The 13,653-nt window shown below is 73.8% G+C and carries 15 protein-coding genes, 1 tRNA gene, 1 pseudogene and 1 riboswitch; of the genes and pseudogenes, 11 read left to right on the forward strand and 6 right to left on the reverse strand.

Annotation, left to right across the window (positions count from 1 at the left end; translation table 11 throughout):
- Both ACFZB9_RS30130 and ACFZB9_RS30135 read left to right on the forward strand, forming a co-directional pair.
- Positions 1 to 281 (forward strand): annotated as a pseudogene (locus ACFZB9_RS30130) (RNA helicase); the annotation flags it as partial.
- Between the two features lie 153 nt (positions 282 to 434).
- On the forward strand, positions 435 to 1,259 hold the full coding sequence (locus tag ACFZB9_RS30135) for a TIGR02452 family protein (protein WP_391452388.1): 825 nt from the start codon (positions 435 to 437) through the stop codon (positions 1,257 to 1,259).
- Between the two features lie 53 nt (positions 1,260 to 1,312).
- Here ACFZB9_RS30135 and ACFZB9_RS30140 read toward each other — a convergent pair whose 3' ends face one another.
- Positions 1,313 to 2,185, reverse strand: coding sequence for a DUF3592 domain-containing protein (locus ACFZB9_RS30140; protein ID WP_391452389.1), 873 nt, complete (start codon positions 2,183 to 2,185; stop codon positions 1,313 to 1,315).
- Between the two features lie 191 nt (positions 2,186 to 2,376).
- The gene (locus ACFZB9_RS30145) at positions 2,377 to 2,679 is read right to left on the reverse strand and encodes a hypothetical protein (protein WP_391452391.1); all 303 of its coding nucleotides are present in this window, start codon (positions 2,677 to 2,679) and stop codon (positions 2,377 to 2,379) included.
- Between the two features lie 184 nt (positions 2,680 to 2,863).
- On the opposite strand from ACFZB9_RS30145, the gene ACFZB9_RS30150 reads away from it, so the two are divergent.
- The 9 genes from ACFZB9_RS30150 to ACFZB9_RS30190 all read left to right on the forward strand — a co-directional run bounded on the left by ACFZB9_RS30150 (position 2,864) and on the right by ACFZB9_RS30190 (position 10,841).
- Positions 2,864 to 3,547 (forward strand): DNA polymerase beta superfamily protein, encoded by a 684-nt coding sequence (locus tag ACFZB9_RS30150; RefSeq protein WP_391452393.1) that lies wholly within the window; start codon positions 2,864 to 2,866, stop codon positions 3,545 to 3,547.
- Positions 3,548 to 3,725: 178 nt separating this feature from the next.
- Positions 3,726 to 3,798 (forward strand) — tRNA-Lys (locus tag ACFZB9_RS30155).
- 231 nt (positions 3,799 to 4,029) lie between these two features.
- Positions 4,030 to 5,247 (forward strand): hypothetical protein, encoded by a 1,218-nt coding sequence (locus ACFZB9_RS30160; RefSeq protein WP_391452394.1) that lies wholly within the window; start codon positions 4,030 to 4,032, stop codon positions 5,245 to 5,247.
- Positions 5,248 to 5,363: 116 nt separating this feature from the next.
- Positions 5,364 to 6,113 carry an HAD family hydrolase gene (locus ACFZB9_RS30165; protein WP_391452396.1) on the forward strand — a complete coding sequence of 250 codons (750 nt, stop codon included), beginning with the start codon at positions 5,364 to 5,366 and terminating at the stop codon, positions 6,111 to 6,113.
- Entirely contained in the window at positions 6,110 to 8,518 is a 2,409-nt protein-coding gene (locus ACFZB9_RS30170; protein WP_391452398.1) for a glycoside hydrolase family 65 protein, read from the forward strand. Before ACFZB9_RS30165 ends, ACFZB9_RS30170 begins: the two co-directional genes overlap by 4 nt.
- A 118-nt stretch (positions 8,519 to 8,636) precedes the next feature.
- Positions 8,637 to 9,257: a helix-turn-helix domain-containing protein gene (locus tag ACFZB9_RS30175; RefSeq protein ID WP_391452399.1), complete on the forward strand. Its 621-nt coding sequence runs from the start codon at positions 8,637 to 8,639 to the stop codon at positions 9,255 to 9,257.
- Positions 9,258 to 9,304: 47 nt separating this feature from the next.
- Positions 9,305 to 9,466 (forward strand): DUF6126 family protein, encoded by a 162-nt coding sequence (locus ACFZB9_RS30180; RefSeq protein ID WP_327068240.1) that lies wholly within the window; start codon positions 9,305 to 9,307, stop codon positions 9,464 to 9,466.
- A 64-nt stretch (positions 9,467 to 9,530) separates the two neighbouring features.
- Positions 9,531 to 10,010: a carboxymuconolactone decarboxylase family protein gene (locus ACFZB9_RS30185; RefSeq protein ID WP_391452400.1), complete on the forward strand. Its 480-nt coding sequence runs from the start codon at positions 9,531 to 9,533 to the stop codon at positions 10,008 to 10,010.
- Between the two features lie 99 nt (positions 10,011 to 10,109).
- Entirely contained in the window at positions 10,110 to 10,841 is a 732-nt protein-coding gene (locus ACFZB9_RS30190; protein ID WP_391452402.1) for an MgtC/SapB family protein, read from the forward strand.
- Positions 10,842 to 10,919: 78 nt separating this feature from the next.
- Here the strand turns inward: ACFZB9_RS30190 and ACFZB9_RS30195 are convergent, their stop codons facing one another.
- The 4 genes from ACFZB9_RS30195 to ACFZB9_RS30210 form a co-directional block, all read right to left on the reverse strand.
- Entirely contained in the window at positions 10,920 to 11,159 is a 240-nt protein-coding gene (locus tag ACFZB9_RS30195; RefSeq protein WP_391452404.1) for a hypothetical protein, read from the reverse strand.
- Between the two features lie 247 nt (positions 11,160 to 11,406).
- Positions 11,407 to 11,994, reverse strand: a complete 588-nt coding sequence (locus tag ACFZB9_RS30200) for a TetR-like C-terminal domain-containing protein (protein WP_391452406.1) — start codon at positions 11,992 to 11,994, stop codon at positions 11,407 to 11,409.
- Complete coding sequence (locus tag ACFZB9_RS30205) at positions 11,994 to 12,866, reverse strand: alpha/beta fold hydrolase (protein WP_391452408.1); 873 nt, start codon at positions 12,864 to 12,866, stop codon at positions 11,994 to 11,996. Before ACFZB9_RS30205 ends, ACFZB9_RS30200 begins: the two co-directional genes overlap by 1 nt.
- Before the next feature lie 123 nt (positions 12,867 to 12,989).
- The gene (locus ACFZB9_RS30210; protein ID WP_391452410.1) at positions 12,990 to 13,280 is read right to left on the reverse strand and encodes a YiaA/YiaB family inner membrane protein; all 291 of its coding nucleotides are present in this window, start codon (positions 13,278 to 13,280) and stop codon (positions 12,990 to 12,992) included.
- A gap of 196 nt (positions 13,281 to 13,476) precedes the next feature.
- Positions 13,477 to 13,650, forward strand: a riboswitch (cyclic di-AMP (ydaO/yuaA leader).
- Positions 13,651 to 13,653 lie beyond the last annotated feature (3 nt).

Here is a 13,653-nt window from a genome sequence, read left to right on the forward strand (position 1 = left end):
ACCGTGGTGGCCGCTCCTTCGGTGGCGACCGCTCCTTCGGTGACCGTCCGGCCCGTTCCTTCGGTGGCGACCGTGACAACCGTGGCGGCAGCGCCGGCGGCGGCAGCAGCAGCCGTCCGTTCGCCCGCCGCGACGACCACCGCTCGGGTGGCCGTCCGCAGGGTGGCTCGTCCTTCGGTGGCGACCGTGACAACCGTGGCGGCCGTTCGTTCGGTGGCGACCGTGACAACCGTGGCGGCAGCTTCAACGGCGGCGACCGCAAGCCGCGTTGGAAGAACTGACACACCAGCTTGACCGCCCGGCGGGCCCGCTCCACTTCGGTGGGGCGGGCCCGCCGGCGTTTGCACGGCCGGTGCTTGGGCTGAGCGGGTCCGCCGGTAGGGGGCCCTCTCACTCGCTGGCGTGCGGGGCGGGTTCTCCGTACGGTCGGGCGAATGAGCAGCAGACTGCACCAAGTGGCCCGGGAGAACGAAGAGATCGCGGAGCGCGGCGGCTACCAGGGGCCGGGCGGTGCGAGGGTGACGATCGGCGGGCTGCTGGCGGCGGCGCGGGCCGGCACCCTCTCGTACGGCCCGGTGGGGCCTGCCGGGGGCGAGGGGGCGGTGCCCGGGCCCGGGCGGCCGGCGATCGAGGTCACCGCGGAGGGGAGCCTTGAGGCCGCCGCGCGACTGGTCGCGGCGGGCGGACCGCAGGCCCGGGTCGGGGTGCTCAACTTCGCCTCCGCGCGCAATCCGGGCGGCGGTTACCTGCGCGGCGCCAAGGCGCAGGAGGAGGACGTCTGCCGGACCGCGCTGCTCTACCAGTGCCTGCTGGCCGCGCCCGACTACTACGCCGCGCACCGCGCCAGTGACGACCTGCGCTACAGCCACCGGGTGATCTTCTCGCCCCAGGTGCCGGTGATCCGCGACCGGCACGGCGCGCTGCTCGCGCGGCCGTACCCGGTCTCCTTCCTGACCTCGGCGGCGCCCAACGCGGGGGAGCTGGCGGTCCGCGGGCAGGGGGACGACGTGGCCGAGGTGCTGGGGGAGCGGGCCGCCCGGGTGCTCGCGGTGGCGGCCCGGCACGAGGTGCGGCACCTGGTCCTGGGCGCCTGGGGGTGCGGGGTGTTCCGCAACGACCCGGTGCAGGTGGCCGAGGCGTTCGCGGTGGCGCTGGAGTCCTTCGGGGCGGCCTTCGAGCGGGTGGTGTTCGCGGTCTGGGACCGGGCGCGGGTGTCGGCCAACCGGGCGGCGTTCGAGGCGCGGTTCGGGGGCGCCTGACGGGGGGCTGGTGACGGGGGCCGGGGCCGGGGCCGGGCGCGGGGCGCCGGGCGTCAGCGGTGGCCGAGGTTGGCGCCGACCATGATGAGGACGCCGCAGCAGGCGAGGACCGTGACCAGGCCGAGCATCCGGGCCGCGGGGCCGCCGGTGGCGGGCTTGGGGCGCACCGTGGCGTCGAGGGCGAAGAGCAGCGGGTTCTCCGGCAGGTGGCGCACCGGGACCGGGGCGCCGTCCAGCGGGTAGCTCTGGCTGCTCATGCTGTGCAGGTCGGCTCCGATCACCTCCTCGCCGCCGGCCGAGGTGAAGGCCAGCACCGGGTGGTGATGGTGCGCGTTGTCCCCGCCGCCGTCCACCACCAGCGACCCGACGATCCGACCGTAGCTGACAACTCCCTTGTCCCGCAGGGCAGTAGACCGCTCGGAGCGGGTCGCGCGGTGGGTCAGCACGGTGGCCGCGCCGAGCGCCACGCCGGAGGCGCCGAGCACCGCGCTGGTGGCGATCGCGTCGGGGTCGGTCCACCGGGTCAGCACCAGGGCGACCGAGCCGAGCGTCATGACCAGCAGGCTGCTCAGCGCGGCGTCGAAGACGCTGGTCTGCGGTCCGGCCTGGAAGCGGTCCGGGGCGCCCGGCAGGTACCGGACGGTGATCGGCTGCCCCGGCCAGCCGGCCAGCGGCACCCGCCCGCAGGACGGCGAGCCGATCACCTCGCGCTCGGAGGCGGCATCGGTGAACCGCACCACCGGGACCAGCGCGCCGGACCCGTTGGGCCTGCGGAACAGCAGCACCTCGGAGACGGTGCCCTGGACCTCCATGCCGCGCCGCGCGAACCGGGTGAGCCCGAGCGTGATGGCCGGTACGCCCACCACGAGCAGGACCAGACCGGCCCACCAACAGCTCAGCAGCACCTCGTGGCCGTCCCGGCCCATCGTCGTCCCCCTGTCCCCCCGACGCCCGCCCCCGGCTTGCGGTCCGCGGCCGCCGCCTGCTCCACCGCGGTGGCCGGGCCCTCGGGTGACTCCGCGTGACCCGTGCGACCTCCTGGGTAGCCACTCTGATCCTGCCCCGTTCGGGCGCCGCTGTCACCAGGGCCGGGCGACCGCTTGCCGGGTGCCCGCGGTCAGCCCCGCCCGCGCTCCGCGAGGGCCGAGGCGGCGGCCACCACGCCGGTCACCGCGAGGACCGACGGCCAGGCGCCGATCTTCTTCGCCAGCGGGTGCGAACCGCCGAACGCGGCCACATACAGCCCGGTCAGCGCGGCGGCGGTGCCGGTGCCCGCCGTCCGCCGCCACCGGTAGGCCGCCCCGGCACCGGCCACCGCCAGCACGGCCCCGCCGAGTTCCCGCTTGCCGCTCCAACGCGCCGCGCCGTAGCCGCCGATGAGGCCGGTCGCCGCGATCAGGGTGGTCGCCGTCTTCGCCATGGTGCTCTCCTGTCGCTCGAACTCTGCTCGGATGTCTGCCTGATCTTCCTGGTGCCACGCGCGACGAGCCTAACCCGCCCGGTCCGGGCGCCCGGGCGGCTGCGGGGTAAACCGGGTGCGTAGGGCGCGGGGCGGAGGAGAGACTGGGCGGACTGTGGTGCGACCTTGGTGGAAGGGGGTGGCGGTGGTGCGGATACTGCTGTCCGCAGTGGTGGGGTCGACGGCCTACGGGCTGGCGCGGCCGGGCTCGGACCTGGACCGGCTCGGGGTGTTCGCGGTGGCGACGGAGGAGTTGCACGGCCTGCGCCGCCCGGCGGAGTCGGTGGTGAGCACGGCACCGGACCGGACCTGGCACGAGGCGGCGAAGTGGTGCCGGCTGGCGCTGGTGTGCAACCCGACGGCCGGTGAGCTGGTCTGGCTGCCCGAGGACTTGTACGAGGAGCGCACGCCGCTGGGCGCGGAGCTGATCGGGCTGCGGCGCTCGTTCCTGAGCGCCGGCGCGGTGCGCTCGGCCTATCTCGGTTACGCCGGACAGCAGTTGCGCAAACTGCGGACCCGCGACACCACCGTCGCCGAGACCCGCGCCCGGGCGGCCAAGCACGCGCGGCACCTGGTGCGGCTGGTCGAGCAGGCGGTCGGGCTGCACGAGACCGGCGAACTGCGGGTCCGGCTGGCCGACCCCGAGCGGGTGCGGGAGCTCGGCGAGCGGATCGCCGACCGGCCGCAGACCGCCGAACCGCTGCTCGCCGAGGCTGAGCACCGCCTGAACCGCCCGGGCGTGCTGCCCGCGGCTCCCGACGAGCGCCCGGTCGAGGACTGGCTCCGCCGGGTACGCCTGGCGAACCTGACGCCCCTGGCCGCGGCCTGAGCCCCCGACGGCCCGGCCACCGGCCGCTCCCCGGGCCGCGGCCGGTACCATCGCCGCGGCACGGCATGTCCGACCGCGCGCCGGTGGCGTCCTGAGCCCGCGGCAGCAGCCCCGTGGCGCCCTGGCGTCGAATCTTGCGGCGTGCCGCGGCGCGGTCTGGCATGATGTGCACGATGGAGGGGTGCTAGCTCAATGGGTAGAGCAGCGGACTTTTAATCCGTAGGTTCAGGGTTCGAGCCCCTGGCGCCCCACCGGATGCGCAAGCGCCCCACCAACTGCTTCGGCGGCTGGTGGGGCGCTTTTTCGTGTCCGAGGGCGCTGCGGGGGGAGCCCCGCGGGTCGGTGCGGCCTGGCGACTCGCCGCTTCACGCCGGTGGACGAGGGGAAGGACGAAGAGCCGGGGTTACCGGAGGCGGGGCTGGGCAGGCAGCGGGGATGGACCGTGTGGACGTGAACGGACGACAACGCCCGGGGAGCGCGCGTTGCCCGAGCTGATCGACGCCATCCGCGCCGCCGTCCGGTCCGGGGTGGCCCCCGGCCCGGACCTGCGGCTCGCCCTGGCGCGGACCGAGGACCTGGCCACCCTGCTCGACGCCGGCCGGGCGCTGCGGGAGCTGGGCGACACCGGCGACGAACTGACGCCCTGTCGGCTCGGCGTGCTGCCCACCTGCCCGCCCGGTGACCTCGAACCCCTGCTGCGTGCCTGCCTGGTGGGCGCCGGAGTGCGGCCCGGGCTGATCGTCGCGCCGTCCCGGGCCTTCGCCTCCACCCTGGCGGCCGGTGGCCGTCCGCTCGGCGCCGACCTGCTGCTCTGCCTGCTGGACGCGGAGTTCTTCCTGCCGCGCGAGCCCCGTGCCGAGCCCGCGCCCGGGCCCGGGTCCAGGCCCGCTCCCGGGCCGGATGCCGCGGCCGACCCCATCGACCCCATCGACCCCGCCGCGCCCTCCACGCTCTGGCCGCGCCTGGCCGAGCGGCTCGCGGTGCTGCGCACCCTGTTGGGCGCCGCGCTGCGCGCGGGCGGGGCGGTGGTGGTGCTGCACACCGTCCCGCTGCCGCGGGTGCTGCGCGATGCGGTCATCGGCGCCCGGGCGCGGGCCGCGCTCACCGCGCTCTGGCACCGGCTCAACGCGAGCCTGCTCGCCCTCGCCGACGAGTTCCCCCGGGTGCGGGTGATCGACCTGGTCGGCCTGCTGGCGGAGGCACCGGTGCCGGCCCGCGCCGAGCCGGTGCGCGGATCCGCCGATTCCCTCGGGCCGGCCGCTCCGGCGCACTACAGTCCGGGCGCCCTGCTTCTGCTCGCCCAGGAGGTGCGCCGGATCGTGCAGGCGGGCGCGGGTCTGTCCCGTCGGGCGCTGGCGATCGACCTGGCGAGCCCGCTCTGGACGGAGGCCGACGGCGAGCTGTGCCGGACCGTCGGCCGGCTGCGTGACCAGGGCGTTCGGCTGGTCCTGATGGGCGGCGACCCGGCGGGCCCGGTCCGCGAGCTGCCGTCGGCGCCGCTCGGCGCCGCCGAACGGTTGCGCCGGGCCGCCGCCGTGCTCGGCCTGCCGTTGGACGCCTTCGTCTACCTGGACGACACCGCCTTCGAACGCGGCGCGGTGGCCGCCGAGTTGCCCGAGGTCGTGGTGGTCGAGGCCGACGGTCCGGCCGACCGGCTGGCCCGCACCCTGCTCCAGCACGGCTGGTTCGACCAGCCATGAGCCGCCGGGCGGACCGGCCCCCTGCCGGCGGACCCTCCAGGAGTCACAGGTGAACGCTGGACGGCGCGCCGCGCCGAATCGACCCGGACTCGAGCCATCTGGTCCACACTGCAACCATGCTGGGGCTACCCGACCACATCCGTGCCTACCTCTTCGACCTCGACGGCGTGCTGACGCAGACCGCGAAGGTGCACGCCGCCGCCTGGAAGGCGATGTTCGACGACTTCCTGCGCGAGGAAGCCCGCCGCACGGGCGACGAGTTCGTGCCGTTCGACCCGGTCGAGGACTACGACCGCTACGTGGACGGCCGCCCGCGCCTGGACGGTACGCGCACCTTCCTCGCCTCCCGTTCTATCGAAATCCCCGAAGGTGACGAAGCCGACCCGCCGGGCACCCGCAGCGTGTACGGTCTGAGCACCACCAAGAACGACCTGGTGCTGCGCCTGATCCGCGAGCAGGGCGTGCAGCCGTACCCGGGCTCGGTGGAGTACCTGCACCGGCTGCGGGTGCTCGGCCTGCCCAGGGCGGTGGTCTCGTCCAGCGCCAACTGCCGGGACGTGCTCAAGGCGGCCGGCATCGACGGTCTGTTCGACGTCGTGATCGACGGTCAGACGGCCAAGTCCCAGGGCCTGCCCGGCAAACCGGCCCCCGACACCTACCTCGCCGCCGCCAAGGCCCTGGGCATCGGACCCGAGCACGCGGCGGTCTTCGAGGACGCGCTCGCGGGCGTGGCCTCGGGGCGTGCGGGGGGCTTCGGGACGGTGGTCGGGGTCAACCGGACCGGCCAGCGCGAGGCTCTGCTGGAGCACGGCGCGGACCTGGTGGTGGACGATCTCTCCGAACTCATCGAGGGGGCGGCGCAGTGACCGCACAGGAGGGCTTCGCGGTCGATCCGTGGAGCGTCACCGAACACCGTCTGGACCTGTCGGGCCTGGCCCGCAGCGAATCCGTCTTCGCACTCTCCAACGGCCACATCGGCCTGCGGGCCAACCTGGACGAGGGTGAGCCGCACGGCCTGCCCGGCACCTACCTCAACGGCGTCTTCGAGCTGCGCCCGCTGCCCTACCCGGAGGGCGGCTACGGCTACCCCGAGTCCGGCCAGAGCGTCATCAACGTCACCAACGGCAAGCTGATCCGGCTGCTGGTCGACGACGAGCCGTTCGACCTGCGCTACGGCGAACTGCGCGGCCACCGCCGCTCCCTGGACTTCCGCGAAGGGGTGCTGCGGCGCGAGGCCGAGTGGACCTCGCCGGCCGGACGGACCGTCAAGATCACCTCCGCGCGCCTGGTCTCGCTCACCCAGCGGGCGATCGCCGCGGTGGACTACGAGGTGGAGGCGGTCGACGGGCCGGTCCGGATCGTGGTCCAGTCCGAGCTGGTGGCCAACGAGCAGCTGCCGCAGGGCGGCGAGGGCGACCCGCGGGCGGCCGCGGTGCTGGAGGCGCCGCTGGTCGCCGAGGACCACCACGCGCACGGCACGAAGGCCTCGCTGGTGCACCGGACCCGCTACAGCGGGCTGCGGATCGCGGCCGGCATGGACCACGTGATCGAGGGCCCGGAGGGCGTCAGCGTCACCTCCGAGGCCCGCAGCGACCAGGCCAGGATCAGTGCCACCACCGTGCTCCAGCCGGGCCAGCGGCTGCGGCTGACCAAGTTCATCGGCTACGGCTGGTCGGCCACCCGCTCGCTGCCCGCCGTGCGCGACCAGGTCGAGGCCGCGATCACCGCGGCCCGGTACTCCGGCTGGGACGGCCTGGTGGCCGAACAGCGCGAGTACCTGCGCGACTTCTGGGACACCAGCGACATCGAGCTCGACGGCGACGTGGAACTCCAGCAGGCCGTCCGGTTCGCGCTCTTCCACGTCCTGCAGGCCTCCGCTCGCAGCGAGGAACGGGCCATCCCGGCCAAGGGGTTGACCGGTCCGGGCTATGACGGGCACAGCTTCTGGGACACCGAGACCTTCGTCCTGCCGGTGCTCACCTACGCCCTGCCCGGCGCGGTCGCCCAGGCGCTGCGCTGGCGGCACACCACGCTGCCGCTGGCCCGCGAGCGTGCGGCCCAACTCGGCCTGGCCGGAGCGGTGTTCCCGTGGCGCACGATCCGCGGCGAGGAGTGCTCGGGCTACTGGCCGGCCGGTACCGCCGCCTTCCACATCGGCGCGGACATCGCGGTCGCCGTGGTGCGCTACGTCCGGGCCACCGGGGACGTGGAGTTCGAGCGCACCTACGGGCTGGAGCTCCTGGTGGAGACCGCCCGGATGTGGCGCTCGCTGGGGCACCACGATCCCTCGGGCAAGTTCCGGATCGAGGGCGTCACCGGGCCGGACGAGTACAGCGCGATCGCGGACAACAACGTCTTCACCAACCTGATGGCGCAGAGCAATCTGCGCGCCGCCGCCGAGGCCGCCAACCGGCACCAGCTGGAGGCCGGCGCGCTGGGCGTCGACTCCGAGGAGACCGCCGCCTGGCGCGACGCGGCCAAGGCGATGTACATCCCGTACGACGAGAACCTCGGCGTGCACCCGCAGGCGGACGGTTTCACCCTGCACCAGGTCTGGGACTTCGAGAACACCCCGCAGGAGAAGTACCCGCTGCTGCTGCACTTCCCGTACTTCGACCTGTACCGCAAGCAGGTGGTCAAGCAGGCCGACCTGGTGCTCGCCATGCAGATCCGCGGCGACGCCTTCACCCCCGAGCAGAAGGCGCGCAACTTCGCCTACTACGAGCGCCTGACGGTGCGCGACTCCTCGCTCTCGGCCTGCACCCAGGCCGTGATGGCGGCCGAGGTGGGCCAGCTCGACCTGGCCTACGACTACACCGCCGAGGCCGCCCTGATGGACCTGCACGACCTGGGCGGCAACACCCGCGACGGGCTGCACATGGCCTCGCTGGCCGGTGCCTGCATCGCGCTGGTGGCCGGGTTCGGCGGGCTGCGCGACTACGGCGAGGTGGTCTGCTTCCGGCCGCGGCTGCCCGCGGGCCTGACCCGGCTGGCCTTCTCGATGCGGGTGCGCCACCACCTGCTGCGGGTGGAGATCACCCACGAGGAGACCACCTACATGCTGCGCGAGGGGGACAAGCTCCGCCTCCAGCACGACAGCGAGTCGCTCTGGGTCGAGGTCGGCGAGCCGGTGCGACGGCCCACCGCGAAGCCGGTCAGCGGCGAGCGGCCCAGTCAGCCGCCCGGGCGCGAGCCCGCCCGCCGCACCTCCCAGGCCGGCCCGCAGATCGGGGTCGCGCTGGCGAGCTCGGAGCACCTGGCCGCGGAGTAGCCGGGCCCGGCACAGCGGCGCCGCCGTCCCGACCTCGGTCGGGCGGCGGCGTTTCGGCGTTTTTTGCCTCTGAGGCACATTTCTTGCCTCTGCGGCACAGCGGGTGTGGACTGGTCCCATGACCACCGAACCGCCGGCCGAGCCGGCTCCGGACGCGGGCGAACTGCCCGGACTCGGTGCCCGCCTGCGCGAGCACCGGTTGGCCGGTCGCCTCACCCTGGAGGCCGCGGCCGCCCGGGCCGGGCTCTCCCCAGCCTATCTCTCCCGGTTGGAGACCGGTCGCCGCCAGCCCTCGCTGCCGGTGCTGCTCTCCCTGGCCCGGCTCTACGGAGCCACCGTGGCCGGTCTGTTGGGCGAGCAGACCGCCGCGGCCGACCCCGTGGTGCGCGGCGGTGAGATCGCCCCGGGCCGGGCCGGCGGCTGGGGCTACCGGCGGGCCGGCGTGGCCGGTCTGGCGATGCAGGCGCTGCGGGTGCAGATCCCGCCGGGCCTGCAGGACACGGTGGTCCGGGTGCACGCCGGCGAGGAGTGGTTGCACGTGATCCAGGGCCGGCTGCGGCTGACCCTCGGTCAGAGCAACTACCTCCTGGAGCCCGGCGACAGCGCCCAGTTCGACTCGCTCACCCCGCACCAGCTCGCCGCGGACGGTACCGAGGGCGTGGAACTGCTGTTCGTCCACACCCTGTTGCAGAGCCCGGCCGGCGAGCTGTGCCTGCCGACCGCCGCCCGCCCGCACTGAGGCGGCTCCCAACATCCCTGGCACGTTTCGGACAAGGAGTTCGACCGATGGCCATCCAGCAGCCCCGCCCCCACTACGCCCCGACCACCGACGGCGGCAAGCGCACCGACCGCCGGGTGCTGATCCGCGTCTGTATCTACCTGGCGGCCGCGCACGGCTTCGCGGCCTTCCTCTACCTGCTCTTCTGGCTCGGCGCGCACCGCGGCTGAGGGGTACCCGAAGCACCCGTGTCGCGGTTCTGTTCACCGTCCGGGAGTCCCTAGGGTGGTTGGCATGACTAGCGCGCTCCACCAGCAGACCGTTCCGGCTCCCGCCCCACGCCTGGCCTTCTCCCAGGCGGCCGCCGACGTCTACCAGGCCATGCTCCAGCTCACCGGGGCCTCCCAGCGCGGAATCGACCCCGCGCTGGCCGAACTGGTCAAGATCCGCGCCTCGTTGATCAACGGCTGCGCGTTCTGCATCGACATGCACACCACCGACGCCCGCAAGGCCGGCGAGGAGGAGCACCGCATCTACGCGCTGGCCGCCTGGCGGGAGACCCCGTACTACACCGCCCGCGAGCGGGCCGCGCTGGCGCTGACCGAGGCGATCACCCTGCTGACCGAGGGCCACGTGCCGGACGCGGTCTACCAGGAGGCCGCCGACCGGTTCGACGAGGCCGAGCTGGCCCAGCTGATCTCGGTCATCGCCACCATCAACGCGTGGAACCGGATCGCGGTCAGCACCCGGATGAGCCCGGCCCCCAAGGCCTGACCTCGGGCGTGTCCAGGGCGCGGTCCGGTCACCGACTGTTCTTCTCGGCGGCGGTGCGGGATCCCCCACCCGTACCGCCGCGCGCCGTAGAGTGCGGCCGTGGCCGCCACCCTGAGCACCCTGGAGTTCGTCACCCGGCTCGGCGTCGGCGTCGGCTGCGGCGCGCTGATCGGGGTGGAGCGCCAGTGGCGGGCCCGGATGGCGGGTCTGCGCACCAATGCGCTGGTGGCCGCGGGCGCCACCCTCTTCGTGCTGTACAGCGCCTCCGTGCTGGACCCGGGCTCCACCACCCGGGTCGCCTCCTACGTGGTCTCCGGCATCGGCTTCCTCGGCGGCGGGGTGATCCTGCGCGACGGCGCCAGCGTGCGCGGCCTGAACACCGCGGCCACGCTCTGGTGTTCGGCGGCGGTCGGGGTGCTGGCGGCCTCCGGACACCTGCTCTTCGCGCTGCTGGGCACCCTCGGTGTGCTGGCGGTCCATCTGACGCTGCGCCCGGCGGGCCGGCTGCTCGACCGGGTGCCGCAGGACGATCCGGACGTCGAGGGGGTGCGGGCCAGCATCCACCTGCTCTGCGACCGCAAGTCCGAGACCCAGCTGCGCGCCCTGCTGCTGCAGGCCATGACCAGTGCCGGGCTGACCCCCACCGGGCTGCGGGCCCGGCGCGAGGAGGAGCACACCACCAAGCTGCGCGCCACGGTCGCGGTCGCCGGGGACCCGGCCCGCGCGATGGAGCAGCTGATCACCCGCCTGTCGCTGGAGCCGGGTGTGCGCGATCTGTACTGGCACCTCATCGAGGAGCGTCAGGATCCCGAACCCGAGGCGCTCGCCTGAGGGGTGGGCGGGCCGGGCTGCTGCACGGCGGCCCGGGCTCCCGTGCGTACGACTGTGCGCCCGTCCGTACGACTGGGGCTACTGCCCGTCCGACTCCCCGTAGCCGGGCTGCGGCCGGGCCGGGACGGTGCCCATCGAGCGCACGCCCCGCACGATCGACAGGCTTCGGCGCATCGCGGCCCAGCCCGTCAGGGCGGCCGGCCTGACGGCTGCCGGGTGGCCGGCGCGCCGCGGCGGCACGGCGGCGGTGCGCTGGGCGGGCAGCGCCGCGGGGGAGGTCCCGAGGGCCGCACGGTGGGCGGTGGTCGGCTGCGTCATGGGCCCTCGTCCTTCGCGGGTGAGCCGCGAGCGGACTCGCGGGTGGTACGCCTCGGCTAGCTGCTACCCGGGTGGGCCTCAGTCTGACCTTCGTTCGGCGACGAATCGGTCTCGGTTCCTGTCCGAATGCGTACCGGCTGGGACTTTAGTCCCTTTTCCCTAGTGCTATCCGATCAGCCCATGGTCTGACCAGACGTTTGGCGACAGGGTTGACCAGAGTTTGACCAGCCGCTTGCCCGGGGTCTGCTCAGCTCCCCGTCCCGAGGCCGTCCGGCCAGGCCCGCAGTCCGCTGGTCAGCATCCCGATCAGCCGCTGCTGGGTCACCTCCAGGTCCTCACGCAGTTGGAAAGCGCCGCCGATGGTCAGCGAGGCGAAGCCGTGCGCGAGGGCGCGCACGGTGCGGGTCGCGTGCACCGCCTCCGAGTCCGCGATCCCGTAGTCCTCCAGCACCCGGAAGATCGCGCCGACCAGTGCGGTGGCCGCGTCGATCAGCTCCCCGTCGGCGCTGGACGGGCTCTGTGGCAGGGCGGCGTAGCGGTGCGGGTGCTCGATCGCGTACCCGTGGTACGCGCGCAGCAGGGCGTCGACCGCCGCGTCCCCGCGCAGCCCTTCGGTCGCCTGCTGGAGCCGGGCCGCCAGGTCGGTGGTGACCCTGATCGCGACCAGCCGGCGCAGCCCGCCCAGGCCGCCGGGCACGTGCTTGTAGAGCGAGGGCGCGGCGACCTTGGCCCGCAGCGCGACACCGGCCAGGGTCAGGGCGTCGGGGCCCTCGTCGTCGATCAGGCCGAGCGCGTGGTCGACGACGAGGTCGGGGGTCAGTCCGGCGCGGGGCATCAGGCAACCTCGGTGAAGAAGGGGAGCAGGGCGGCGGCGGTGGCCTCGGGGTGGTCCGTCATCGAGTAGTGCCCGGCGCCGTCGATCATCACCTTACGGGCCTTGAGCGCGGCCGCCTGGCGGTCCGCGACCAGCTCCGGGTCGGTGAAGTCGGGGTCCTTGGCGCCCATCACCACCAGCGCCGGGCAGCGCACGCCCTCGGTCCAGCCGACCGGCGCCGAGTTGCCCCGGGCGTAGCCGCGGGTGGCCTGCTTGCGGCCGGGCGTGCGCGCCGCCCGGACCTGGCGGGCGATGTACTCGGCGTGGTCGGCGGGCTTGGTGGTCGGGAACGCGATCCTGTTCAGGTAGAAGCCCCAGAACCTCGGGAAGGCGATCACCGCGCTGCCCATCACCTGGACCATCGCCCGCTTCAGCGCGCCGGCCTCGGGCTGCTCGACGAAGGCGTTCAGCAGGACGATGCCGGCCACCTTCTCGGGGGCGGTGGTGGCGGCCTTGAGCACGGTGGCGCCGGTGTAGGAGTGGCCGACCAGGACGGCCCGCCCGATGCCCAGGTGGTCGAGGAGCGCGATGACGTCCCCGGCGATCGCGGCGGGGGAGTAGTCGTCCCAGGCCAGGGAGGACTCGCCGAGGCCGCGCAGGTCCATGGTGATCACGCGGCGGCCGGCGGCGAGCAGCAGCGGGCGCAGGTAGCGGAAGCTGGCGCGCGGCTCCAGCATGCCGGGCAGCAGCACCACGGGGGTGACGTCCTCGCCGGGGGTACCGGCGCCGGATGCGTCGGCGCCGGACGTGTCGGCGCCGGACGTGTCGTCGAACGCGATGGTGCCGCCGGGGAGCTGGAGGTACTGGGTCTGCGGGGTGGTGGTGGCGTTCACGGCGGCCTCCTGGCCTGACGAACGGTGGGTGCCGGCGGCCTGCCGACACCCACAAAGCTATGGCTAATAGCCGTAGCCGTCAACCCCGCGCGAGACCTCTCTCCGTCAGCCCCCCGCGGCCCCCTACAGCCCTTCGGCCCGGAACGGATCATGCTCGGCGAGCAGCTTCTCCAGCCGGGCCTGGTCGACCCGGGTGACAATCTCGCCGGCCTCCTGCCGGTCCCGGATCACCTTGGCGAGCGTGAAGGCGGAAGTCAGTGCGTAGAGCAGGCCGACCGCGAGGAATGCCCGCATCCAGGAACTGACGGGCAGGTAGGCGATGCCCACGGCGAGGCCGCCGGTGGAGAGCGCGAAGGAGAGGATCGCCTGCAGGTAATAGGCGGACGTGGTCCGCGGTTGAACCGTGGAAGTCATGCCTGAAGGATGGCCAACTTCCGTGCCGCGCACCTGAGTACGACTACTCAGATCGGGCCCGGGCGGCGCTGTGCATGACGGGAACATGACGTCATGGGAATGTGCCCGTTCGATCGGAGCGGCTTGGAATCGCGCGCTCCTGGGATTAACGTTTGATAACGCAGCGCGGTCGGCAACGCCGTACCCGAAACGGCACCGTGCGCCGTCGCCTAATCCACGGACCAGCCTTCGGGTTGGGCCGGGAGCCGGGGAACCACGTTCCTTGGGGTGAATCGGATCGTCTTGGGCCGGATCGGTCCAGGTCGGACCGTAGGAGACCTTCCTGCTCCGAACCCGTCAGCTAACCCGGTAGGCGCGAGGGAAGGAAAGGAGC

It is taken from the genome of Kitasatospora sp. NPDC008050 (genome assembly GCF_042957465.1).
GTDB lineage: Bacteria > Actinomycetota > Actinomycetes > Streptomycetales > Streptomycetaceae > Kitasatospora.